Raw genomic sequence first — 24,190 nt, 5'->3', positions numbered from 1 at the left:
ATGGATAGAGGGCAAATGATTGACTGGCTCGCAAAAGGAAATACAACGGTTCCGTTACTATTAATGGAGCATTATGCGAAGATCGGGTTAAATGAGCATGAAATGATGTTGATTCTTCATGTGCAGACATATGTGGAAAGAGGAAATCATTTTCCAACCCCAGATGAACTTTCAGAGCGAATGAGTGTTGATGTTGAAGCTTGTACAAATTTATTGCGTTCATTACTTCGCAAGGGAGCGCTTGGGATAGAAGAAGAGAAGGATATATCAGGTGTTATTTATGAACGTTATACACTTCATCCTCTTTGGGAAAAGGTTTGCCATTATTTAGAGCAACAGGACAAGCAGCAAGAAAAAGACCTTTCACAAGAAGAAGCAGCAAAAATCTTTCAGCTGTTTGAACAAGAATTTGCTCGTCCGTTGTCACCAATGGAATATGAAACGCTCACACTTTGGATCGACAAAGAAAATCACTCACCTGTCTTAATTAAGGCAGCCTTACAAGAAGCGGTCATTAGCGGAAAGTTAAATTTACGCTATATTGACCGAATTTTATTTGAGTGGCAAAAGAATGGGATCCAAACAGTTGAGCAGGCAAAGCAACGAAGCATGAATTTCCGCCAGCATCAAACGACCAAAAGACAGCCGCAAGAGCGAGGTAACAAACCGATCAATAAAAAAGCTGTCCCGTTTTATAACTGGCTTGAACAGTAATGTAAAGCAGGTGAACAAAATTGCTTACAAACAAACAAATACGTGAAGTACTTGATACGATGGCAGAAATGTTTCCAGATGCACATTGTGAATTGAACCACCGCAATTCATTTGATTTATTAATTGCGGTCGTTTTATCTGCGCAATGTACCGATAATCTTGTGAACAAAGTAACGAAAGACTTATTTCAGAAATATAAAACACCTGAAGACTATATAGCTGTGCCGCTAGAAGAACTTCAGCAAGACATCCGTTCCATTGGCTTATACCGTAATAAATCGAAAAATATACGCAAGCTTTGTGAACAGCTGATTGAAAAACATGGCGGGGAAGTGCCAAATGATCGTAAGGCGTTGGAAAATCTTCCTGGGGTTGGTCGTAAAACCGCAAATGTTGTGCTTTCTGTAGCATTTGATGTGCCGGCACTAGCAGTTGATACACATGTTGAGCGTGTGAGTAAACGGCTTGGTATTTGCCGCTGGAAAGATTCCGTTCTTGAAGTGGAAAAAACGTTAATGCGCAAAATTCCTGAAGAAGAATGGAGCGATGCGCACCACAGACTTATTTTCTTTGGACGTTATCATTGTAAAGCGCAAGCTCCAAAATGTGAGGTTTGTCCATTACTTGAATTATGCCGTGAAGGGCAGAAGCGGATGAGAAAGAAGGCAAAAGTAAATGCTTAAGTGTCATATTTCTGAGAGGATGACTCTTGCGCCATTTTATGAGTTTGAAGAGGTTGTAGCGTTAGATGAACCCAAAGCGTTTGAAGAGGGCTTAATAGCGACTTTTTTTGCTTATGATTTACTTCATGAAGCAGGGTATGAATCATATCAACCATGGAAACAAAAGCAAGAGTTGATTCTGCCTGCTTTTGTTTTGTGGAAAAAAGAAAAAGAAAGTATTCGTTCTGCCTTTGCTGCACGGAAGGTTTCAGAAGTGAAGAAACCGATGCTGCAATTTACCGCGAATTTTTTATCATTAATGTACTGGTTGAATGGAAAGCCGGTAAACAATGCATCACAGTGGAAGAATGTTGTAGCTTCTTTTTCCTATAAACCTGTAAATATTGAAGAGCGGTTTGAATTTATTTTAATGAGACCAGCACACCATCATGCGTTTACACAACTTGAACAACTATATACCGAGCTTGAAAAACAAGCGCAAAAATGCTTTATCTATGAAAAAAAGGCCTGACCGAAAATACTTGGTCAGGCCTTTCGTCTTTATTCAGGAATAATGATGCCATCTTCAGGGGGCTGCTCACCCTCATCAGGAGGAGTTTGCTCACCTTCGTCAGGTGCTGGCTCATCCTCTTTTCGTTTTTTGTCATCTTTTTTCTTATCTTTTTCGTCTTTTTTATCTTTTTTATCTTTGTCTTCTTGGCCAGGAGGCAACGGGATGTCGCCATCTAGACCAGGAGACATATCTTCTTCATCTTTTTCATCATCGTCACCTCTGCCGCCGACTCGAACGCTTGTTGTAGCGGGAGGACTTTGTGTACCATCAGCTCTTGCAACAACTCGGAAGCTGTATTCTGAGCCTTCCTGAGGTCCGTTAACAAGGAAGTAATTATCTTTCGTCGTTGTGACTGTTTGATAGCCGCCCCCGTCAATTGATTGTTGGACTTCAAATGTAGCTTCTTTATCGTAATTCCACTGAACAAGAATTCGATTAAGTGGAGCTGTATAAGAAGCATTTAAGCTGCTAACAGGATCAATTTCTTCAAATTGCTTTGATACTTTATTCGGCTCAGTGCCACGTACGAAGTATTCATACGTAATACGACTTTCAGGTGTGTAGTCACTTGGAAGTCGTGCAGGCATCGTGCCTTCTTCAATACCGACACGGACGACACTGTCTGGTTTTTTGAAATCTTTACTTTCTTTTCCTTCATATATATGCTCAAATAATTGTTTAAACATTTGTTTTGCAATTTGCTGCTGATTATATGGTAAATAGTTTTCAGCAGAAGTCTTCGGGTATCCCGTCCAAATCGCTGCTGTATACTCAGGTGTATAGCCTGCAAACCAGCTATCTGGGACAGCTTTGCTTGGAATGCCGTATTTGCGTTGTGTTGCTTCATCAAAGTTTGTTGTACCTGTTTTACCTGCAATATTAAGGCGAGGAACGTTTGCTGCAGTCCCTGTACCTCTTGTCATCACGGATTTCATCATGTCTGTAACCATAAATGCTGTATAGTCACTCATCGCTGCTTTCGGTTCAGGCTTCAAGTCAACTACTTCACCATCAGGGAATTCAACCTTTGTAACAGCGTGTGGTTTGTTGAAAATACCATTGTTACCGAATGCACTGTATGCTCCAGCAAGTTCAAGTGGTGACAAACCATTAAACCCACCGATTGAATATGCTTCATAGATATCATTCGGTAAATCTAGTCCTAAGCCAGCAGCGAATTCACGTGATTTATCAAGCCCAACTTCTTGGATTGTTTTAAGGGCAGGAATATTACGTGATTCTGCAAGTGCTTTACGAATTGACATTTGCCCTTTATAACGATTGTCCCAGTTGTTAACTGGTGTACCATTGGAATATTCATGGCGTTCATCAATAATTTGATGATACGTTGACCATTTTAAATATTCAATGGCAGGACCGTAGTCAAAGATAGGCTTTGCAGTAGAACCTGGCTGACGGTTTATATCTGTTGCATAGTTGTAACCGCGTTTTGCATTTTCGTTACGTCCACCGCCAATTGCACGAATTTCACCTGTTTGCGTATCTGTTAAGACAAGCCCTGCTTGGAAGCGGTCATTTGGATATGAAACATGTTTGTCTGTATAAAGCATGTCTTCAACATATTGCTGTGCTTTCGGATCAATTGTTGTATAAATCTTTAGGCCGCTTGAGTAGATATCTACATCTTCAAGCTCAGAGACTTCTTCAATGACTTGATCAATAAATGCGTCATAAGATGAAAAATCTCGTTCACCTTTTGAGAGTGTGTCTTCAATCGGAATTGCTTTCGCTTTTTTCGCTTGTTCTTCTGTTATTTTGCCGTGCTTTGCCATTAAGCCGATGACAACATTTCGTCGCTTTTCGGCTGCATCTGGGTGGTCATACGGGTCGTAGTATGCAGGTGCTTTTGGAATTCCTGCAAGTAAGGCAGCCTCTTCAACTTCAAGTTCACTTAATGGTTTATCAAAATAAAATTCAGCTGCTTTCGCAACTCCGTAAACTCTGTTATCAAAATAAATTTTATTTAAGTAAATTTCAAGTATTTGCCATTTTTCTAATTTTTGCTCAAGTTTAATGGATAGCCATGCTTCTTGAGCTTTCCGTGATATTGTTTTATCTGGTGAAAGGAAAGAACGCTTTACAACCTGTTGGGTAATTGTACTAGCACCTTCAGCACCGAAGCCTTCTTTAAAATTCGCTAGTACGGCGCCGCCGATACGTTTTACATCGATCCCCATATGATCATAGAATCGAACATCTTCAGTTGCGATAAATGCATCCTTCACAACTTGTGGGATATCTTGATAAGATACTTTTGTCCGTTTTTCTTGCCCCAAATCTGCAATGACGTCACCATTCATATCATAAACTTTTGATGAGAGCGGGTCTTTCAATTGGTTTAAATCAAGCTTTGGAGCCCCTTGGATCATTGAAAAAGCAAAAATACCGCCAGCAGCAAACAAAACTAAAAATAGAATCATTCCGAAGAAGAGAATTCTTCTGAAAATCTTCCCACCTCCACCGCCGCCGCTTTTTTTCTTTTTTGTTCCTTTTGAGCTTCCACTTGAATTTGAAGTGGTTTTATTTCGTCGTTCTTGTCTCGAACGATATTCATCTGCCATAACTGGATCCTACCTTTCGGCTGAAGTTTCTAGATATATTTTATCGATCACCGTTAAATAGTCAATCCTCGGTTGAAAACCGATAGGAATACGATGTGCATGAACCTCAATTTCTTCTTTCGTGATCGATTTACGACCTCCGTCCTTCATACGTTTCCAATAGCCTAATAATTGCTCTGCTTGCAGTAGATAGATTTCATCAATTGCAGAAAAGCGAAGAAGGACAAAGCAAATGCCATGATGCATCGTAATTTGTTGCATATGGTTAATTTGATGCTCATGAAAATTCTTTAAAGGAAATGATGTTTTGCTGCGTGTTTCTTTTGCTTCAAAATCAATGTAGCGGCCTTGATACAGTCCGTTATAATCGGTAGTAGAAGGCTGCTTAAAATAGGCTTCTTTAATAACCGCAGCACTTCGTTTCGGATAATCCACATTAACGATTTGTACGGGAGTCGGTTTTTTGTGAATAACTGCTCGACCGCTATCTAGATAGTATTGATTCGTTTCATTTATATCTTCCTCCAGTGTCATCCCACGGTTGCTGTAGCTGTTGCTCTTAAGCTGGGGAGACCGCTTTTGTCTCGTTTCCGCCGGACGGTAGCGTTTCCCGTTCGGATAACGAAAAACCATTCCCTTCACCTCAACATCTTCTTCGCAGTTTTACCTGCTTTTCTTAGGGTTTTCTTCTTTAAATGATAGAAAAACTTTTAGAATTCGACAAGTTTTTCATATTAAATACCTATCATAACACACCGCTTCACCTCATTAGACGTAAAGTAGGTTAAAAAAGATACATTGTGCACAAGATATTTGTGAGGTGAAAGCGGTGAACAAAATTAAGCCACAACATCATACCCTCATACAGCTTATTCAATTTCTGACAGGTAAAGGAAACATCGACAATATATCTAGAACGAAAGCGTATCTTAATTATTATAAAAGAAATCCTGAAATTGAGTGGGCGTTTCTTGCCAGCATGGTTTCGCGTAATGCCGGCTATAATATGACGGATCTTGAAGGCAGTTGGTTTCCTTTTTGTATCGAAAAAGAAAAACGTGAACAGATTTTTTATACGTACGAACGAGCAAATTGGTTGATTTTTAGCGATGCCTATCCTCAGTTGCTTATCTATGAGGCGTCAAAACGTTCCGGAAAGCCTCTTTTCCACTGCTTGTCCGCATTTTCTGTTTCTATTTTTATGCAGAAGGAGTGGGAAAGATTCTTTCAAGAGGGAGACCGAAAACGGTTAATGACTGCGTTAATTATTAACGAGCAGAATTTAATTCAAAAGCCTGTTATTGAGCATCCTTTCTATAAAAAGAAAGTTTTTCGTTCGTTTTGTTTTCGTTTTCAAGATTGGCTGCACTTTTGCTCTGTCATCTTTCCAACCCTTTCAGGGGAGGTATATGGATTGTCTGTTAACCATTTTAGTCACCTAAATGATCGGATTACATTGGGCAAGAGGCTTGCACACCTCTTATTTCATCCAGAACACTACTCGAAATTTTATGAGTTTGCTCTCTCTATCGAACATACAGGTTCCCGGTATGATTATGAACGAAACATGAAAAACTTTTCAGAGAAGGAAACACCACCATTAAGGGTAATGTTTCCACGTATTTACCATCATCAAGCAGCACGTTCTCAATGGTATGCGTCTAAGAAACAATTAGACAAATGGTTTAAGACAGTTCCAATGCAGGATAATATTTGCATAACAGAATGGTATAAAAGAAAGCAGGAGCAACTACACCTTGCTGTTGCAATTGAAAATTATGTGTTGAAGAAACCGTCGTATTAATACACACGACGGTTTCTTCCAGTTTCACTTTATGTCGAAGGGAAGTTTGGCCCTTCGAGTTTTTTGTCGCCGTAGCCCGGTCGTTGCTCTGGCTGGTTTGATTTGCTTGTCGGTTGTTTGTTGTGATTGTTTTTTTGGTTTTTCGTCAAATCTAACACCTCCATGTGCTAGTTTTCGCAGGTAGTAAGATTTCATACTTAGGAATGGTTCGTACATTTTCACAAAAAGTTTCTGTCATGCTGTCGAAAATATCTATTTTGGAGGCACAACACTACCTTTGACGAATGAAAACTAGTTTTGTCTTGTATGCAGGGAGTTGTTTTGAAGCGGCGAATTCTAACGCTACCAAATCATTTCGAGGAGGATGGCGGATGCAAGAGGTATTGAAAACAAAGGAAGTATCTGAACGCCTTGGAGTAGCACCTAGAACGGTTCGTAAGTGGATTAAAGATTTCAACATTCCGTGTGAGAAAAATGATAACGGTCATTATTTAATAACAGAGGAGGTTGTTGAGCGTATTTGTGAAATGAAAAGTGTTGAATTTGAAGAGAAAAGTACACAGGAGGTTGAGAGCGTGCCACAAGAACCGAAAGAGCAGGGGGTAGACCTTTCGAAATGGTTTAAGCTTGTCAATCAATTATCAAGCCGTATCGAAGATTTAGAACGTCAAATTAGCCAAAAGGCAGATGAAGTCGTCTCTGTTCAAGTTTTACAGCACCGCTCTGAAATTGAGGAAGTTGTTAAACGGTTAGAAAAAATTGAAGAACAGATCGGGCAATTAGAGGACAAGCAAGTAAGCCCTGTCTATCACGAGGAAGTTGCAGCAGCAAAAACAAGCAAAAAGAGCTGGCTGACGAATTTTCTAAGTTTGTAACAGTTCAATCATATGATACAGTCATATTGGAGGTGCGAAAGATGAAGGAGCAATTACGAAAAAGCACTGAAAATATGCATACAAGAGTGGCAGAGATGAAACAAATCTTTGTCCGCACTAGTGAAGAGAAACCGGACTTTTACAAAGATGTAAAGCCGTATGTTGATAAGCTACAAGCAGAGGCAGATGAATGGCGGACACTTGGGTTGCAGTGGATCAAAGAAACAAGACCGCAATATGTTCATCCGCTTAACATTGAAGATGCGCATGAAAATATAATGAACCTTGCCTTACAAGCATTCTTTCATGATGTGAAAGAGAAACGGTTTATGGAAATGGCTGAAGCGATTACCTATACATTATCTGGTGTACAGTCGGAAATGTAAAAAAAGCAAGCCGGAGCTTGCTTTCTTACCATAAGTACCATCCGTTTGTTAATTTCTTTGTTTTTGTCGTTTGGGTAGAAAGTCCGTTTCCGCTAATTCCTCGGAAAATTCTAATTCAGTTGGAAACGGCTTTTCCTTTTTGACGTACCTTTTTGCTGGATGTTTCCTTTGCAGTTTCTTCATAAGCCACACCCTTATTATTCTTTTTCCTCTAATGGTCGAGCGCCTTCGTTCGCAAGCGGTGTCGTCATTTCAGCACGTTTTGGCTTTTGATTTTCATGGTCTTTGCGTTTTGGGTTAAAATTTTTGCCTCTACCCATTCATATCAACTCCTTTATGTATAGAATGTGCGTTTCTAAAATGACTTATGAGTGTTCAATGAAAAACAAACCTTCTTTAAAAGTTCATAAAACAACGGCAATACTTCATCCAACTATACGTTTTCCAATATATAATAGGAGACAGTGGTTTAAATTGTAAAAAAGGAGTAAGTGAATTGAAAAAAATTATCGTTCCATATGATGGCTCTGCCCTAGCGGAAAAGGCATTACGGACTGCTGCTGAAATGGCAAAGGCCTTTCAAGATGAAGTACACGTTGTTAACATTCAATCGAGCTCTCCGATACTAGGCGAGAATACGGTTCGTGAAGCAGAAGCTTTTTTGAAGGAAGAAGGTGTAGCATACTCATCTGCAATTCGTGTTGGTATGCCATCAATCGAAATTATTTCAGAGGCCAATGATGTGGACGTCCGTTGTATCATTATGGGATCAAAAGGAGCAGGCAAAGCGGCTTCGAAAAAGTTTGGAAGTGTAAGTGAAGCTATTTTGCAAATGGTTTCTTGTCCGATCATGATTATTCCACAATAACCTTTGCCCTCCCCTTGAGAAATCTGAATTGTCACATAATTTTAATAAATTCTTACATCAAAGCCTACATTTTTTTGCAAAAAAAGCATAAAATAATAGTAGGTTACAATAATTAAATTTTTCTCAGGGGGTGCTTGTAATGGGCAAAGACATAAAGGAATGGATGGATAAGTTGGAAAGAGAGCGTGCTCAGTTAGAAGCGTTAAAAACAGATGGAACGTATACGAATGAACATGACTCCCGATTAAATTATATTGAAGCAATGCTCGATCAAGTAATTGCAAATCAAAATTTACGAAGTTCTCAATTATAAAAATGTAAGCCCTTACATTTAGAATATTTTAGCTATACGCCACACATCCTAAGTGTAATGAAAGGGGTGTGTGGTGCAATGACAAATCGTAATTCGAACGGCAAAAGCACAAATCAAGGTTCACCAAAAAACAGCAGTCTCGAATTTTCAGAAGAGCTGCGTGCAGGTGATAATAATAAAGGAACAGAATATCGTTCGAAAAAAGGAAGTAAGTCCGAAAATAAGAGACAGAGCTGAAGTAACATTCAGTTCTGTTTTTTTACGTTTCAATTTAGTCATATGGTATACTAAATACAATCTTTAATGAAAGGGTGAAACGATGAAGATTGGTTTAGTTGGTATTGGAAGATTAGGGACAGCTATTCTTGCGCATAATTATCAGAATATTGGGATATATCATTATGATACAAAGAAAGCTCAGCAGTTTATAAAGGAAACAGAACATATCGATCTTCTTTCTATAGAAGACCTTTCACAATTAGATGTTTGCATTTTTGCGCTTCCACCACAGCAAATAGAAACACTACTTACAAAGCTGCAGGAAAAAGAAACAACTACTACGTTCATTAATATGGCAACTGCGCTATCAACTACTTCATTAAGAGAGAAATTTCCACAATTGCATCTTATCGGAGTAAAGTACATGGGAAACGCAGCAACATTAAAGACGCGGGGAGATGGGCTCTTTATCGCAGAAACAGAACTACCTAAAGAGCTGGTCTCTTTCTATGAACAAGCTGGGCGAGTTGTTGTAGATGACGAAACGATTGTACAGCATGTTAACCAAACTGCTACTAAGATTGCTCTTCAAGCGTCGCTTGAAATGGAACAACAGCTGCGTAGTGAAGACGTGAAACAAGCATATATTCAAGAAGCCCTTCAATCAGTGGCACCTGAAGTGCTTCGTGCGTATAGCCGTGATGAACTTGGCGGTTTTGCACGGGCTATCTTGCAACAATTAACAAAATAGTACGTATGTTCTTCATTTAGTATCCGATCTGCCCAATATATGCTAAAATAAACAAACGGATGTTTGGATATAAGTGTACTTTAGAAAGGTGATTATGATGCAATACCATACACATTTAGCATTTGGGGCAGCTGCAGGGGCAGCGGTGATGACATACATACCACAAGTTTCCATCGAACAGACATTTTTATATAGTGGTGGATTGTTAGTTGGAGCATTGTTGCCGGATATTGATCACCCAAACAGTAAAATCAGCCGAGCAGTACCAGTACTAGGCAAGGCCATTTCAAGCACAACAGGCCATCGTACTTTTTTTCATAGTGCATTGTTTATTGGATTGCTTTTTTTATTGTATCAGACAAGTATTCCGGCTGATTTTATTACAGGATTAATTACTGGAGTGGTCAGTCATGTTGTAGGCGATATGTTTACTGTGAAGGGGGTTCATTTCTTCTATCCGATCAAAAAAACAATTCGCAGTCCGCTTGCTTTTCATACAGGAGGTATTGTCGAGCAGTTATTATTTATCGTATTTATCGGGCTTTTCTATAGCATGCTCGCCGTTTAATGAACCAGCTGGGACACAGCTTTAATCGTCAATAGAAAAGACGAACAACGAAATATTATTCATCAAATGGATAAGCTGTAGCGTAGTCAACATACGTAGACTCCTGCGGGAACAGCACGAGTCCGAAGGCCCCGCAGGAAAGCGGTCTTTGCTTTCTGAGGAGACTAAGGCCGTGCCCGCGGAAAGCGAAGTATGTTGACGGAGCGGTACTACATTTGTTGCTGTATAAAGAAAACCTGAACAACTTTGTTCGGGTTTTCTTTAATTCATTTGTCTCAGCCTCTTTTTTTTGATTATAATAATTTGTTCCTCTTTTGTTCACAAACCAGTTCGGTAATTAGTGGGATTGAATAAACTTATTGGAAATATGAAGTAGATATAATAGAATAGCAGGTGAGGACAAGGAGAGAGTATCCATGAACAAAGGACGAGATTATTCCAAATATCAAAAATTACATATCGAAATGGTAAAGAAAAAGATAAATGGGTGGCTTCACAATGATGAAATAATTTCTAGTGATGAAGTGATCCGGTTTTTTCATTCTGTGAAAGGTACAGCCGCCTCTATTAATCTATTTGAAGTATCAGAGCATGCAGAAATTATTCACGATAAAGTGGTGACTGCAGATAAACAATCATGGCGTAAAGAAGAGCTTGAACTGTTGATGGTTTCGTTTATAAAGGTGGTCTATCAATACGATGAATTTATCGTTGCGCCTGATGTGATGAAGAAACCAAGTAAAAACAAGGGGAAATTTATCCTCATTATTGATGATGACTATAGTATGCTGCAATATCTTAAGCATTCATTAGAAGAGTATGGTTATCATGTATTGGCAACACTTCATCCAGATCAAGCGGTACACTTATGGTATAACCTTGAGCCAGACTGTGTCATTATTGATGTTCATTTGCCGAGAAAGAATGGATTTGAAGTAATTCGAGAAATTCAACAATCGGATACGGTTTTTTTAACACCTGTCATTATGATTAGTGTTGAAAATACAAAAGAAACTCGAATTACTGCTTTTGAAACAGGGGCAGATGACTTTATGGCAAAACCGTTCGACATTGATGAAATGGTCGTCCGGATTGAACGGCAAATCACAAAACGAGAAGCATTTGAACGGAATACATTAATTGACTATTTGACAGGGGCATTTAACCGGCAGTTTTTAGAAAAAGAGCTCGAGCATCGTCTTGGTGAGTACCGAAGAACGAAAAAACCGTTTGTCATTACGTTGCTTGATCTCGACTATTTTAAAAAGGTAAATGATGTGTACGGTCATCTTGTTGGGGATGAAGTGTTAAAGAGATTCGTGAAATATTTGTTAGCCCACATTCGTGAATATGATTATGTCATTCGTTATGGCGGAGAGGAATTTGTATTATTGTTTCCAAATACAACAGCAGCTGAAGCAGAACTCATTGTTGAAAGGTTTCTTGTCGGCTTTTCAAAAGAAGTATTTGAAACAAAGAAAGGAAATTTTCATGTTACATTTTCTTCTGGGCTTATTGAAATTGATAATCCAAACCTCCATGGAAAAGAATGGCTTGAGCTTGCAGATAATGCCTTATATAAAGCAAAGCAAAATGGCCGTAATCAAATTGTAACAGCACATAGTGAAGGGGAACAAGAGAAGGAAAAAGAGGTATTTAACATCGCAGTTATTGATGACGATTATATTGTTCGAAGTATGCTCGAGGATCATTTTTTAGATACTTTCGCTGAACATCATTCTTACCATTTTAATATTAAAATGTTCGAAAATGGTGAGCTGTTTATTGAGGATGAATGGCACAAAAAGAATGAGCCTTTTCTTATTATTCTTGATCGGATGATGCCGAAGCTTGATGGTCTTGAAGTGCTGCAATATTTACGAAAGCACTTCCCAGTTCATCGCTATCACATCATTATGTTAACCTCACGAAATTCTGAAGAAGATGTTTCGCGGGCTATTAAGCTTGGAGCAGATGATTATGTTACAAAGCCATTTAGTATTATTGAGTTTGAAGCAAGAATAAAAAGAATGCTGCAAAGAATGAAGTAGAAGATTCATGTTAAAGGAAGGGGAAAGACAACATGGCACGGTTGTTATTAGCTGAAGATGAGGAAGTGCTTCGCATGTTAGTCGTTGATACACTTGAGGATGAGGGCTATGAAATTGATGAAGCTGAAGATGGGGAAGAAGCTTATGAAAAAATTAAAGAAAATACGTACGACTTAGTAATGATTGATTATATGATGCCTGGAATGACAGGAATTGAAGTAATTGAAAAGGTTCGTTCTGAGTTGAATAACCAAGAATTAAAAATTTTAATGCTTACGGCGAAAAGTCAGCAATCTGATAAGGACCGAGCAAAGGAAGCAGGAGCAAATTACTTTCTTGCAAAACCATTTAGCCCATTAAAGCTTGTTGATTTAGTGCAGGAGGTCCTCGCTTGAAAAGGTTAATTAAAAAAAGCATTTCAACACGGCTTGTGTTTATTATGGTTGCGATTATTGTATTGACCAGCATTGGAGCTGGCTTTCTATATACAAATAATAAAAACATTGAAAGAGAATATACCGAAAACATTGAAAAACTCGTCCAGAAAACGAACTATGTCGACCAGTTAGAAAGTTCATTGAATGATATTTTGTTTCAACTAAGAGGCTATCTTCTTTTCGGCCAATCTGATTTTTTGCAAACGATTGAACAAGAACGAAACCGGTTTGAAAATACAGCAGCAAAGTTAGAAAAGTTAGATTTAACATTAGATGAACAGAAGAAAGTAGAAGAGATTACTTCGTTTTATATGTACTTATTTAATGATCCGTTCCCACGTGCTATCAAAGCAAAGCAAGAAGGTCAAAATGAGATTATTCAATCGATGTCAAAGGATGAGGGCATCACGAATAACATTAATTATATTCGGTCCATTAGCGAGCAGTTTACAAATGAGATGGAGCAAGAAATTTATCAATTAGAAGAAAACTATCGAAAGCAGCTTGCAAATAATCAATTATACTTTATCATTTTTGTGCTAGTATTAATGGCTATTTTAACATGGATTACAGCACGACTTGCCAAAGAGATTGGTGTTCCACTTCGTCAATTAGCAGTTGCATCTGATAAATTAGCAAACGGTGAATATATGGTACTAACAGATGAACATCGTAAGGATGAGATCGGATTATTAGCGCGGTCCTTTAATCGAATGGTAAAAGGTATCCAAGAGAATGAACAGCAGCTTGTTGCTCAAAACGAAGAATTACAGGCACAGCAGGACGAGCTTGAAGAACAGCAAGGACGATTGCAAACGACCCTGGAGGAAATGATTACAAAAGAAGGCTTATTAGAACGGCGCAACCTGTTCACACATTCGCTGGCCAATACGTTAGAGCAAGAAAAATTACTTGAAAGCATTATTCATAACTTAAAAGAAATGATGGATGCGGACAAAGCGATTGTTATTCTTACAGATAATTTAAAGATGAAAAGCTTCGGTGTTAATAAAGCTGGTTTACACCAATATGCGCAATATTTCCAAGAGCATCTGTTACCAAAGCTTACTGAGGAGAAGCAGCCTGTTGTGATTCGGCGTAATGCTACCCCATCTGAAAAAGGCTACCATGAGGAAATTGAATTTCAGCTTGAAGATATTAATGTACCAGTTCTTTCTTTTGATGAGGAAATTGTAGCTTGTATTAGTTTGACAAGGTTAGGGCGGACGTTCTCAGAACAAGAAGTGAATGAGCTTGTCGGATTTATAAGCCAAGTCTCGATTTCACTTGATAAATTATTTATGTATGAGGATTCCGAGCACGAACGAATTGTTAATCAGCAAATTTTAGATACGATGCGTGAGGGTATTCAGTTTGTCGACCGAGAAGGGAATATCGTTCAGACGAACCAACAGTTTTGTGATTTGCTTGAATGTGAGCCTAGTAAGCGAAAGGAACTTCGAAAGCGAGAGCAATGGTTCCGTTATTTAGAAAAGAAAATTGAGAACCCTGATAGTTTGCTGAAATTTATGGAGCATGTGCTTGAAGGGCGTACAACTGATGAACAGCGCATTAACTATGAAGTTAATCACCAAGATAAGCAAATTATTCAAGTGTATGTCGAAAAGATTTTTCAAAAAGATGAGTGGATTGGCACCATTTTTGTTCATCGTGACATTACAAGAGAATATGAAGTTGACCAAATGAAATCTGAGTTTGTGAGCACGGTCAGCCATGAATTACGCACTCCACTGTCAAGTGTACTTGGTTTTACAGAGCTAATGCTCAATAAGACATTAAAACCTGAACGACAGAAGAAGTACTTAGAAACAATTCATAAGGAAGCAAAGCGCTTGACAGCATTGATTAATGACTTTCTTGATGTTCAACGGATGGAGTCAGGTCGTCAAGTATATGAAAAAGAAATTGTTGAAGTGAAGCACCTATTAGAAGATGTCATTGAAAAGCAAGCAGTAAACACGAAAAACCATGCTTTTCACATTGATATTCATACCACTCAAACTTCTGTATTTGGTGATGTTGATAAAATAAGGCAAGTGTTTACAAATATTTTAAACAACGCGGTGAAATATTCACCAGATGGCGGCAAGATTGACATTAGTGTAGAAGCAGACCAAGAGCAGATTTTGATTCATATTAAGGATGAAGGGCTTGGTATCCCGAAAGAAGCGTTATCCAAGTTATTTACAAAATTTTACCGAATCGACAATACAGACCGCAGGCAAATCGGCGGGACTGGGTTAGGACTTGCGATTAGTAAAGAAATTATGAAGGCTCATAATGGTGATATTCAGGTATCATCAGAGCTGGGCCAAGGCAGTACGTTTACGTTAATCTTTCCAGTTATCGCAAAAAGTAAAGTGCAGCAAGCAATTCCTGAACAAAGTAGTGAACAGCAGCCATTACCTGCACATCAGCAAGACAAACCTAATTTATTGATTGTAGAAGATGATAAGAGCTTAGCCTTGCTGCTTAAGGATGAAATGAAAGAGAGTGGTTTTATCGTAGAACATTGTACAACTGGCTCTCAAGCGATTGATCTTATTAAGCGTAAAACACCTGATGCGATTGTTGTCGATATTATGCTAGATGACAGCATTGATGGTGGCTGGCATGTAATTGAAGAAATAAAAAAACATGAGGCGACGAAAAATGTTCCGATTTTCATTTCTTCTGCCCTTGATGAAAAAGAACGCGGCTTACAGTTAGGAGCAAAGTATTATTTTACAAAACCGTATAAGCCGCAGGAGTTGTCATCATTGATTAAGAAGGTGCTAGAAGAAGGAGAGAAACAAGGGCAAATTTTAATTCCAAACCATCTATCAAATCAAGAGTAAGTGAAAGAAGAGGGGGCAGCTTTCCTCTTCTTTTTGCTATGCATGTTGGAAAAGTAAAAGAAAACGATTATAATCATAGTCAAACATATGTACTGCTTTGTACAATGAGAAAATAGATGTATTGAGGTGTTTTGTTTGTTGTCTGCCAAACAATCATTGACTGAAATGATTCAACAACTGAAAAGCAATGACCAAATTGTCTACTGTCATGAAATAGATGAAAAACAAGCAGTAACATCTCCTTTTCCGGAGAAACTAGATGAGCGAATCCGTCAAGGGCTATTATCACGCGGGGTAGAGGCTTTATATACGCATCAGGCTTCAGCATTTGAAGCGGCTCAAAACGCTGAACACTTTGTTGCAGTCACTCCGACAGCTTCAGGGAAGACGCTTTGCTATAATCTACCTGTCCTTCAAGCAGTGGCAGAGGATGATGCTTCAAGGGCACTGTATCTTTACCCAACAAAAGCACTTGCTCAAGACCAAAAGAGTGAGCTGAATGAATTTATAGATGAAATCGGGATCCCTATAAAAAGCTATACCTATGATGGGGACACAGCTCCAAATATTCGTCAAGTCATTCGTAAGGCTGGGCACGTTGTGATGACGAACCCAGATATGCTTCATTCTGCCATTTTGCCACACCATACGAAGTGGGTCTCACTATTTGAAAATCTTCGCTATATCGTTATTGATGAACTGCATACTTATCGCGGTGTTTTCGGTAGTCATGTAGCAAATGTCATTCGTCGTTTAAAGCGAATATGTAACTTTTATGGAAGTTCTCCTATCTTTATTTGTACGTCCGCAACAATTGCTAATCCGAAAGAGCTTGCTTCAGAATTAACTGGAGAAAGCATGACGTTAATTGATAATAATGGGGCACCGAGCGGTAAGAAACATTTCCTTTTTTATAATCCTCCAGTCGTGAATAAGCCGTTAAACATTCGGAAGAGCGCCACTGCAGAAGTAACAAATCTAGCGGGAATGTTTTTGCAAAATAAAATTGAAACGATTGTTTTTGCAAAAAGCCGTGTGCGTGTTGAAGTCATTCTTAGTCATTTGCAGGAGCTTGTAAAAAAAGAATTAGGACCAAAATCAATTCGGGCTTATCGTGGCGGTTATTTGCCAAAACAACGGCGTGAGATTGAACGTGGTTTACGAAATGGTGAAATCCGTGGCGTTGTAAGCACAAATGCACTGGAGCTTGGTGTTGATATTGGCCAGTTGCAAGTATGTATTATGACAGGATATCCAGGTACAGTTGCGAGCACATGGCAGCAAGCTGGACGCGCTGGGCGCAGGCAAGATGAAGCATTGATGATTCTAGTAGCGAGTTCGAACCCGATGGATCAATATGTCATTCAGCATCCGGACTACTTTTTCGAAAAGACACCAGAAAATGCCCGTATCAACCCAAATAATTTAATTATTTTAGTCGATCATCTTAAATGTGCATCATATGAATTACCGTTTCGAGAAGGCGAAACCTTCGGTGGCTTGGACGTTGAAGAAATCTTAGAATATCTTGCTGAAGAAGATGTGCTGCACCGTTCCAACGGAAAATGGTATTGGATGAATGATGGGTTTCCAGCAGTAGGAATCAGCTTGCGGTCAGCATCTCAGGAAAATGTCATTATCATTGATATAAGTACAACAGGCAATCATCAAGTAATTGGAGAAATGGACCGCTTTAGCGCGATGACTTTATTGCATGATGAAGCGATTTACTTACATGAAGGACAGCAATTTCAAGTTGAGGAGCTTGATTGGGAAGAGAAGAAGGCATATGTACGTGCTGTCGATGTGGAGTATTTTACAGATGCAAACCTTGCTGTTGAATTAAAAGTGTTAGAAGAAGACAAGCAACTAGATAAAAAGCACTTCTCTTTACACTATGGGGATGTAACGGTTAACGCAAAGGCAACTATTTTTAAGAAAATCAAGCTATCAACCTTTGAAAATATTGGCTCAGGCCCGATTCATCTTCCTGAAGAAGAGCTTCATACAAGTGCCGCTTGGATAACTTTTGCTGATGAAGTCACAGAGCAGTTTCAAAAAGATACACTTGAATATGCTTTAATGGGCATGTCTCATGTGTTGCGTCAAATTATTCCTGTATTTGTTATGTGTGATGGCGGGGATGTCCACGTGGTACCACAGATGAAAGCTGTTCACAATGAGAAGCCGACAATTTTCATGTATGACAGATATCCAGGTGGGATCGGATTAGCTGAACAAGTCTACCAAACACATGAAGTGATTTTACGGGAGATTATAAAAATTGTGTCAGCATGTCCATGTGAAACCGGTTGTCCATCTTGTGTTGGTGTGATGTATGATGACGGTTCTAGTGATATTAAAAGTGCTGTACTCGAAATTGCTTCAAGCGCGTTAAAGGCAGGGGAATAAGATGTCATTAAAAACAAAGCTTAAACGACTGAAATCCCATATGAGTCATCATCAGTCAGAGCCGAAACCAACAGAAGAAAAGCAGCCTGCTATCCCTTATCTAAATGAATGGGAAAGCTTCCAAACAAAGGCGCATTCTTTTGAAAATGAAACGATTCTTATCCGCGACGTCACTTACCCGCTTGATTATCAACACGGCAGTCACCGCTTTTCAGAGCTGTTAGAGGTGTTTCGGAACTGGCGTGCGAGTCGATTGGAACACCCGTTAAACCCGAAAGAGCAAGCAGCAGAGGATTTATTATTTTTTGATACAGAAACGACAGGATTAGCTGGGACTGGAACAACAATTTTTTTACTCGGTTGTGCTTTTATTGAGGGGAATCATGTGCGGCTGAAGCAATATTTGCTTCCGACACCTGGAGCGGAAGCGGCTCTGTATGCTCACTTTTTAAACGATGTAAAAGGTTTAACCAACCTTGTTACCTATAACGGCAAAGCGTTTGACTGGCCTCAAGTGAAAACAAGGCATACGCTGCTGCGCGACATTGTACCTGAGCTGCCGAAATTTGGTCATTTTGACTTACTGCATGCTGCTCGTCGCTTTTGGAAGCATGAATTAGATAATGTACGTCTTTCAACAGTGGAAGAGAAAAAGCTTGGCCTTGAGCGTACAGAAGATGTACCAGGATATTTAGCACCAATGATTTACTTTGATTTCTTAAAAGACCCGAACCCACGCGGTATAAAAGGCGTTATGGTGCATAATGAAAAGGATATCCTGTCATTAATCACGCTTTACATTCATCTGTCACAAAAAATTTTACAAACAAAGCCTATGAGCGATAGGGAACAATATGAGCTTGCTCGTTGGATGGAGCAGGTTGGCGAGCAAGATAAAGCCTTAGCACAATACGAGACATTAACACATTCGACACTTAACCGACAAGCAAAGCTAAAGCAAGCGATGCTCTACAAAAAACAAAAGGCATATGAAAATGCGTGTAGACTATGGGAAGAGCTGCTTACAGGACAGGCTTTCATTGATGAAACAGTAGCCATTGAGCTTGCGAAAGTATGTGAACATCAATTCCGTGATTATGAAAAAGCAATCTATTACACAGAGCTTGCTTATAGCAGCTTTCAACAAAAAAAGCAGCTGTTATCACGAACAAAAAAACTAGAAGATGACAAATATGACAAAAGATTACGCCGCTTGACAAAAAAGTTACAAAAAAGTCAATTTTCAAATTGAATCTCATGCATTCTTCCTTTAAAATGTTAAACGATAACTTTATTAAGAGCGGTGAGGAAAGAATGAGAAATTGGATTTTGTTTATGTACTTTGCAGTTATTTGTTTGACGGCGATCATCTTAAGCAGCTGGACACATTATTCGTAACGTTGATGAAAGAGCACGGAATGCTCTTTCATCAACGTTTTTTATTTAGGTTTGCATTTATTGGTTTTACATATGAAAAGCCTCCAGCAATCGGCCAGCCTAACCGCCTTTCTCTGCTTTTGGTATGTCCAGCTGCGAAAGCCAAATCGTCGGGCTGCTTCGCTTCTTCTGTCGAAGGTAAAGACCGACCTTCTCTGTCAGAAGCTCCACCAGCCGAACGATTTAAGCGGGCTTTCTCCGCTTTTCTTATGTCCAGCTGCGGCGGCTAGGGGCTCGAGGTCATAAGTCAGCCTGTTGCGGGGACAAAGGGCAGTCCCCTCCACATTCTGCCTTATGCTTGTCGCCCCTGTTCAAGCCGCCTCCGCTTTTCTTGATGTCTAGCTGCGAAAGGCAGGCTGCGCGAGTTGCTTCACCTTTTCACGCCGAAAGCAAAGAGCAGCTTTCTCTGTGTAAAGGCTCCAGCAATCGGCCAGCCTAACCGCCTTTCTCCGCTTTTCTTGATAAAATTAGGTGTTTTGATTAGTACATGTATCCTTTGTTTTTCATAAGTTATTAGGGAAAGTAACCTAACTTTATGAAAGGGGAATGTTTGATGTATTGTCATCGTCCGCAACAGTTAGCACCAATTGTTCATCCGACGAAGTGCTGTGAGGAGCATTCGACTGAAACGTTTGTTGTGCCGCATATTCATCCTTCTCACACAACACATGTAAAACATAATGTTTATGAGCATCTTCACTATTTCCCGCACACAGATTCATTTGTGCAGGAAGCATCACATCAAAACTTTAACTGCGGGCAAGGTGGCCCTGGTATGGGTGGCCCAGGTATGGGCGGACCAGGTATGATGGGGCCTGGCATGGGTGGCCCTGGCATGATGCCTCCTTACCCTCGTTGGTAATAATATTTTTTAAGCTGGCTCCTTTTACTGGAGCCGGTTTTTTCTGTATTTTATGATTAACGGTAAGAAGATGGCACGGACATTCACATAGAAGCAATCAAAAATAGACGAACGTAGGAGGGAAAGCGTAATGAAGGTAGTGGCAATAACAGGATATAAGCCTCATGAACTTGGTATCTTTAAGGACGACCATCCAGGGGTTCAATACATACAAAAAGCGTTCCGCAAGCAGCTGCTACAGCTTGTAGATGAAGGATTAGAATGGGTGCTCATCAGTGGACAACCAGGTGTTGAGCTGTGGTGTGCTGAAGTTGTATTTGATTTGCAAGAAGAGTTGCCACAGCTGCAATTGGGGATTGTGATGCCATTTGAAGAGCACTACAAGCGCTGGCCGGAAGAGAAGCAAGAATACTTTGAAATGGTATTGATGCAAGCAGACTTTGCCGATACTTTGTCGAAGCGTCCATATGAAGCGCCATGGCAATTTAAAAATTTAAATGCGTGGCTCGTGGAAAAAAGTGATGGACTTCTTGTGCTTCATGATGAAGAAAGAAAGGGAACGCCAGATTTTTTAATTGCAGAAGGGAAGAAGAAGCAGGCGCAATCTTCCTATGAGATTATTACGATTACGCCATATGATATTCAAATGATTGCGGAGGATGAACAATTATCTAATTCAGACTATTGGGCACAATAAAATAAAGAAATTGACATTTAGCAGTCTCTTTGCAAGAATGTTGTTAAATAACCAAAACTTGATATGAAGCGTATTTGAGGTGATTCGTATGCTATCTGACAAAATTCGTTTAAGTGCTCGTGAGATTTTAGAAAAAGATTTCAAAACAGCGTTAAAAGGCTATAATCCCGATGAAGTGGATCAATTTCTTGATATCATCATCAAAGATTACGAAACATTTTACCAGGAAATCGAAACGCTTCAGCAAGAAAATGTTCGCTTAAAGAAACAAGTAGAGGAAGCTCAGCAAAGCCAATCAACTTCACAACGGCCTTCTTCAAATTCAACGAACTATGATATTTTAAAGCGGCTTTCCAATTTAGAGAAACATGTATTTGGAAGTAAATTGTATGATTAAGCACAATGGGGTTTATTCCAAATATTTATAAATGGAATCCTGTTGACTTTTTCTGTACATGTACTATAATTAATACTTGTGTAAGATTTCAAGTAGCGCTTAAGTAATCGCTGTATGCTTAGCATGCAGAGGAAAGTCCATGCTCGCACGGTGCTGAGATGCCCGTAGTGTTCGTGCTTGGCGAAACAATAAGCCAAGGCACCTTGGCTGCGGCTAGGGTGACGGCAGAGAAAGCAGCTAACCTGCATTTGCAGCATGCTGTTAGTATCTTGAAAGTGCCACAGAGACGTAGTTTCGTCGGAAACGGCGAAAGTGGAACGCGGTAAACCCCTCGAGCGAGAAACCCAAATAATGGTAGGGGCGCCTTCTCGAAGGAAGTGAACGGAGAGAAGGGTAACGACACATGTCGTTGCAGATAGATGATTACTACCGGAGTACGAGGTGAAAGCCGTTTGTAGTACGAAGGAACAGAACATGGCTTATCAAGCGTTACTGCTGAAATCATAATATTTACAACTCAAAGTCCCATCTAATGAACAATTAGGTGGGACTTTTTCTATTTTTATACATACGTACAGCTTCATTTGTTGTAAAATGGAAGAAGAGAATTTGGACGAACTAAGGTGGGGACGGTATGAAGAATTCTTGGAAACCATTGAAGAAGAAAGAAAGAACGATAAAACAACAACATCTTGTCTCAGTTTTTAACCATATTGAAGAGGGAACGATTATTTTAGATAAAGAAAAGCGTGTCATTGTGACGAATCCAATGGCATTGGCACTAGCGGGTTATGAACATGATGAATTATTGAAGCTTAGCTTTGATGACCTTTTTGAACATACAGATGAATGCATCTGGGGAATGCATCAAGGGAACAGCAGGTGGAAAGGTGAAGTCCAATTAAAAAAGAAGTCAGGTAAAGTGATTTCGTGCTGGCTTTTACTTCGAGAGATCCATGACAGCGATGGGAAACTTATAAATTATCTTGTTGCATTTCGCGATATGACAGATAAGAAGCGTTCACAATCACAGCTTCGTTTAGCAGAAAAAATTATTGAAAATACTAGCGAAGGTGTGATGGTTACCGATAAGCAAGGAAATATTTTATTTGTGAATCCAGCATTTGAGACGGTTACAGGTTTCCTTAGTGAAGAAGTAATCGGGAAAACCCCGAAAATTCTTCAATCTGGCGTACATAGTGAAAGTTTTTATGCACAAATGTGGGAGCAGATTAATGAAAAAGGCAGCTGGACAGGGGAGCTATGGAATTGTCGCAAGGACGGTAAGCTTTATACAGAGTGGGCAAATATTAGTTCGCTTAGAGATGAACGAGGCGAAGTAACCAATTATGTAGCGGTGTTTTCAGATATTACAGAACGTAAGAAAGCAGAAGAGCGCCTTAGGTACCTCGCACATTATGATATGCTGACAGGCGTTGCAAACCGCTATTTATATAACAAGCGGTTAAAAAAGTATATCGAAGCGGCGCAAAAGAATGAGCATCAGTTAGCCGTTCTATTTCTTGATCTTGACCGATTTAAGCTTATTAATGATACACTCGGTCATGGAATCGGTGATTTACTGTTAAAGGGCGTTGCCAAGCGCTTGCAGGCATGTTTGGGTGAAGAAACGTTTATTGCCCGGCTTGGAGGCGATGAATTTACAATCGTCTTGCCTGAAATTCACCACTCAAATGCTGCCCGTACAGCTGCAAACTTAGTGATTGACAGCTTAGAAAAGCCATTTTTGCTTAAAGGTCATGAAGTGTATACCTCTCCAAGCATTGGCATTAGCATTTACCCAAATGATGGTGAGTCAGCAGATGAGTTAGTGAAACATGCTGATGTGGCAATGTATGAAGCAAAGATTCGGGGTAGGAATAATTATGCATTTTATAGTCATCATTTAAGCGCACCTCGCATAGAGGAAGTGCAGCTGGAAAATCATTTGCGAAAGGCACTTGAGCGGGAAGAATTTTCAATTAATTTTCAACCGCAAATCTGTATAAAAACAGGTGAGATTGCTGGGATGGAGTGCTTGCTTCGTTGGTACCATCCAAGTCTTGGGTTTGTATCTCCTGAATCCTTTGTACCGCTGGCTGAAGAAACAGGCTTAATTATGTCGATTAGCTATTGGGCTATTAAAGAGGCATGCAAGCAAGCGAAAGAAGTTCATGACAAAGGGTACGCAATTCGTCTTGGCGTTAATATTTCTGCCATTCAATTTCAGCAGGAAGACTTTGTAGAGAATATTCACCGAATTCTTTCAGAAACATCTCTCGACCCACGTTGCTTTGAAATTGAATTAACTGAAACAATGATTATGCCGATGGCGAGCAGAGCTGTTGATAAGCTAGTTCAGCTGAAGCGCCTCGGTGTTAAAATTGCAATTGATGATTTTGGCACAGGCTATTCTTCTTTAAGCTATCTCGGAAGGTTGCCAATTGATACGATCAAGATTGACAAAAGCTTTATTCGGAATCTTTTAAATTATCATGAAGACGCGTCCATTGTAAGGGCGATCATTACAATGGCGCACAGCTTGCAGATGCATGTCGTAGCAGAAGGTGTCGAGCAGCAAAAGCAACTTGAATTTTTAAAAGACGAAAAATGTGATATGATTCAAGGGTATTATATTAGCAGGCCTATTAATTATAAGGACTTACGGGAATTTTTAAGTGAATGGGAGCCGCAATATATTTCACAAGAACAGGAGATTTAAG

At 39.5% G+C, this 24,190-nt stretch carries 24 protein-coding genes and 1 other RNA gene; 22 read left to right on the top strand and 3 right to left on the bottom strand.

Going from position 1 to position 24,190, the window contains the following annotated elements:
• The 3 genes from LC040_09290 to LC040_09280 are packed head-to-tail and all read left to right on the top strand — an operon-like array spanning position 1 to position 1,908.
• Positions 1-714 carry a DnaD domain-containing protein gene (locus LC040_09290; protein WLR53059.1) on the top strand — a complete coding sequence of 238 codons (714 nt, stop codon included), beginning with the start codon at positions 1-3 and terminating at the stop codon, positions 712-714.
• 20 nt (positions 715-734) lie between these two features.
• Positions 735-1,397 carry an endonuclease III gene (gene nth / locus LC040_09285; GenBank protein ID WLR53058.1) on the top strand — a complete coding sequence of 221 codons (663 nt, stop codon included), beginning with the start codon at positions 735-737 and terminating at the stop codon, positions 1,395-1,397.
• Positions 1,390-1,908 carry a hypothetical protein gene (locus LC040_09280; protein ID WLR53057.1) on the top strand — a complete coding sequence of 173 codons (519 nt, stop codon included), beginning with the start codon at positions 1,390-1,392 and terminating at the stop codon, positions 1,906-1,908. Before nth ends, LC040_09280 begins: the two co-directional genes overlap by 8 nt.
• A 29-nt stretch (positions 1,909-1,937) precedes the next feature.
• Here the strand turns inward: LC040_09280 and LC040_09275 are convergent, their stop codons facing one another.
• Positions 1,938-4,532 carry a PBP1A family penicillin-binding protein gene (locus LC040_09275; protein ID WLR53056.1) on the bottom strand — a complete coding sequence of 865 codons (2,595 nt, stop codon included), beginning with the start codon at positions 4,530-4,532 and terminating at the stop codon, positions 1,938-1,940.
• 9 nt (positions 4,533-4,541) lie between these two features.
• Positions 4,542-5,165 carry a Holliday junction resolvase RecU gene (recU, locus tag LC040_09270; GenBank protein WLR53055.1) on the bottom strand — a complete coding sequence of 208 codons (624 nt, stop codon included), beginning with the start codon at positions 5,163-5,165 and terminating at the stop codon, positions 4,542-4,544.
• A gap of 196 nt (positions 5,166-5,361) precedes the next feature.
• On the opposite strand from recU, the gene LC040_09265 reads away from it, so the two are divergent.
• The 3 genes from LC040_09265 (at position 5,362) to LC040_09255 (ending at position 7,597) form a co-directional block, all read left to right on the top strand.
• Positions 5,362-6,336 (top strand): DUF2515 domain-containing protein, encoded by a 975-nt coding sequence (locus LC040_09265; protein WLR53054.1) that lies wholly within the window; start codon positions 5,362-5,364, stop codon positions 6,334-6,336.
• A gap of 371 nt (positions 6,337-6,707) precedes the next feature.
• The gene (locus LC040_09260; protein ID WLR53053.1) at positions 6,708-7,211 is read left to right on the top strand and encodes a MerR family transcriptional regulator; all 504 of its coding nucleotides are present in this window, start codon (positions 6,708-6,710) and stop codon (positions 7,209-7,211) included.
• Positions 7,212-7,252: 41 nt separating this feature from the next.
• Positions 7,253-7,597, top strand: coding sequence for a YppE family protein (locus LC040_09255; protein ID WLR53052.1), 345 nt, complete (start codon positions 7,253-7,255; stop codon positions 7,595-7,597).
• 197 nt (positions 7,598-7,794) lie between these two features.
• On the opposite strand, the gene LC040_09250 is transcribed toward LC040_09255, so the two are convergent.
• Positions 7,795-7,917 (bottom strand): hypothetical protein, encoded by a 123-nt coding sequence (locus LC040_09250; protein WLR53051.1) that lies wholly within the window; start codon positions 7,915-7,917, stop codon positions 7,795-7,797.
• A 176-nt stretch (positions 7,918-8,093) separates the two neighbouring features.
• Between LC040_09250 and LC040_09245 the strand changes: the two genes are divergently transcribed.
• The 16 genes from LC040_09245 to LC040_09170 all read left to right on the top strand — a co-directional run bounded on the left by LC040_09245 (position 8,094) and on the right by LC040_09170 (position 24,189).
• Positions 8,094-8,465, top strand: coding sequence for a universal stress protein (locus LC040_09245; GenBank protein ID WLR53050.1), 372 nt, complete (start codon positions 8,094-8,096; stop codon positions 8,463-8,465).
• 139 nt (positions 8,466-8,604) lie between these two features.
• Entirely contained in the window at positions 8,605-8,778 is a 174-nt protein-coding gene (locus tag LC040_09240) for a hypothetical protein (GenBank protein ID WLR53049.1), read from the top strand.
• Between the two features lie 78 nt (positions 8,779-8,856).
• On the top strand, positions 8,857-9,015 hold the full coding sequence (locus LC040_09235) for an imidazoleglycerol-phosphate dehydratase (GenBank protein WLR53048.1): 159 nt from the start codon (positions 8,857-8,859) through the stop codon (positions 9,013-9,015).
• Between the two features lie 82 nt (positions 9,016-9,097).
• Positions 9,098-9,748: a hypothetical protein gene (locus tag LC040_09230; protein WLR53047.1), complete on the top strand. Its 651-nt coding sequence runs from the start codon at positions 9,098-9,100 to the stop codon at positions 9,746-9,748.
• 94 nt (positions 9,749-9,842) lie between these two features.
• Positions 9,843-10,316 (top strand): metal-dependent hydrolase, encoded by a 474-nt coding sequence (locus LC040_09225; protein ID WLR53046.1) that lies wholly within the window; start codon positions 9,843-9,845, stop codon positions 10,314-10,316.
• Positions 10,317-10,732: 416 nt separating this feature from the next.
• The gene (locus LC040_09220) at positions 10,733-12,367 is read left to right on the top strand and encodes a response regulator (protein ID WLR53045.1); all 1,635 of its coding nucleotides are present in this window, start codon (positions 10,733-10,735) and stop codon (positions 12,365-12,367) included.
• A gap of 32 nt (positions 12,368-12,399) precedes the next feature.
• Complete coding sequence (locus tag LC040_09215; protein WLR53044.1) at positions 12,400-12,762, top strand: response regulator; 363 nt, start codon at positions 12,400-12,402, stop codon at positions 12,760-12,762.
• On the top strand, positions 12,759-15,662 hold the full coding sequence (locus tag LC040_09210) for an ATP-binding protein (protein WLR53043.1): 2,904 nt from the start codon (positions 12,759-12,761) through the stop codon (positions 15,660-15,662). Before LC040_09215 ends, LC040_09210 begins: the two co-directional genes overlap by 4 nt.
• 165 nt (positions 15,663-15,827) lie before the next feature.
• On the top strand, positions 15,828-18,074 hold the full coding sequence (locus LC040_09205; GenBank protein ID WLR53241.1) for a DEAD/DEAH box helicase: 2,247 nt from the start codon (positions 15,828-15,830) through the stop codon (positions 18,072-18,074).
• 1 nt (position 18,075) lies between these two features.
• On the top strand, positions 18,076-19,326 hold the full coding sequence (locus tag LC040_09200) for a ribonuclease H-like domain-containing protein (protein WLR53042.1): 1,251 nt from the start codon (positions 18,076-18,078) through the stop codon (positions 19,324-19,326).
• A gap of 70 nt (positions 19,327-19,396) precedes the next feature.
• The gene (locus tag LC040_09195) at positions 19,397-19,741 is read left to right on the top strand and encodes a hypothetical protein (protein WLR53041.1); all 345 of its coding nucleotides are present in this window, start codon (positions 19,397-19,399) and stop codon (positions 19,739-19,741) included.
• A gap of 323 nt (positions 19,742-20,064) precedes the next feature.
• Entirely contained in the window at positions 20,065-20,373 is a 309-nt protein-coding gene (locus LC040_09190; GenBank protein WLR53040.1) for a spore coat protein, read from the top strand.
• Positions 20,374-20,503: 130 nt separating this feature from the next.
• On the top strand, positions 20,504-21,070 hold the full coding sequence (locus tag LC040_09185; protein ID WLR53039.1) for a DUF1273 domain-containing protein: 567 nt from the start codon (positions 20,504-20,506) through the stop codon (positions 21,068-21,070).
• Positions 21,071-21,158: 88 nt separating this feature from the next.
• The gene (gene gpsB / locus LC040_09180; protein ID WLR53038.1) at positions 21,159-21,467 is read left to right on the top strand and encodes a cell division regulator GpsB; all 309 of its coding nucleotides are present in this window, start codon (positions 21,159-21,161) and stop codon (positions 21,465-21,467) included.
• A 95-nt stretch (positions 21,468-21,562) separates the two neighbouring features.
• Positions 21,563-21,954, top strand: an RNA gene (gene rnpB, locus LC040_09175) — RNase P RNA component class B.
• Positions 21,955-22,101: 147 nt separating this feature from the next.
• Entirely contained in the window at positions 22,102-24,189 is a 2,088-nt protein-coding gene (locus LC040_09170) for an EAL domain-containing protein (protein WLR53037.1), read from the top strand.
• Position 24,190 lies beyond the last annotated feature (1 nt).

The organism is Bacillus tianshenii, assembly GCA_020524525.2.
Classification (GTDB): Bacteria; Bacillota; Bacilli; order Bacillales; family Bacillaceae_N; genus Bacillus_AV.
Note: the sequence above shows the minus strand (reverse complement) of the source record. Positions and strands in the feature narration are given on the sequence as shown.